This window comes from Thermoanaerobacterium sp. PSU-2 (assembly GCF_002102475.1).
In the GTDB taxonomy this organism is placed as follows: Bacteria; Bacillota; Thermoanaerobacteria; order Thermoanaerobacterales; family Thermoanaerobacteraceae; genus Thermoanaerobacterium.
Map to the genome: position 1 here is coordinate 1 of NZ_MSQD01000049.1, position 352 is coordinate 352.

At 33.2% G+C, this 352-nt stretch carries 1 protein-coding gene; it reads left to right on the forward strand.

All coding sequences use genetic code 11. From position 1 onward, the window contains the following. Window positions 1-120: 120 nt before the first annotated feature. Window positions 121-352 (forward strand): S1 RNA-binding domain-containing protein (locus BVF91_RS13065; protein WP_143589027.1); only part of this gene is annotated, 232 nt, incomplete at its 3' end.

The following is a 352-nucleotide window of genomic DNA, read 5'->3' on the forward strand; positions in this document are numbered from 1 at the left end:
GATGCACAAAATTCCTCGAATTAAGGCGAATTTTTTTAATATGCTTGATAGAAATGACTTTTTTAATATATAATTAAACATATTAGTAATCAAATAAGAAGAGGGAGGATAAACATTTATATGCCATTTCAGGTAGGAGAGGTAGTTGAAGGAACTGTTCTAAATATCACAGATTTTGGAGCGTTTGTTCAATTACCAGAAGGCAAAACAGGGCTAGTCCATATATCAGAAGTTGCTAATACGTATGTAAAAGACATAAACGAGTTTTTGAAAGAAAACGACAAGGTGAAGGTAAAGATTCTTTCTATGGATAAGGGCGGAAGGATAAGCCTATCAATAAAAAGGCTTTGCC